Annotated in this window: 1 protein-coding gene; it reads right to left on the bottom strand. The window is 66.9% G+C overall.

Annotation, left to right across the window (positions count from 1 at the left end; translation table 11 throughout):
* On the bottom strand, positions 1-236 hold a 236-nt coding region (locus FMEAI12_RS00970), incomplete at both ends, for an integrase core domain-containing protein (RefSeq protein WP_146776597.1).

Here is a 236-nt window from a genome sequence, read left to right as displayed (position 1 = left end):
GTACTCGGCCAGGACGGTGCGCAGGTGCCGTTCACCGAAGATCAGCATCCGGTCGGTGGCTTCCGTCCGGACGGTGCGGACGAACCGTTCCGCGTAGGCGTTCGCGCGGGGAGTCCGGGGTGGGATCTTGATGGCTGTGATGTTGGCGTCTGCGAGGACTGCGTCGAAGGAAGCGGTGAATTGTCCGGCGCGGTCGCGGATCAGGACCTGAAAGTCGGCGGCCCGGTCGCCGAGGT

This window comes from Parafrankia sp. Ea1.12 (genome assembly GCF_900465275.1).
In the GTDB taxonomy this organism is placed as follows: Bacteria; Actinomycetota; Actinomycetes; order Frankiales; family Frankiaceae; genus Parafrankia; species Parafrankia soli.
The sequence above is the reverse complement of the archived record's forward strand: the minus strand, read 5'-3'. Positions and strand labels throughout refer to the sequence as shown.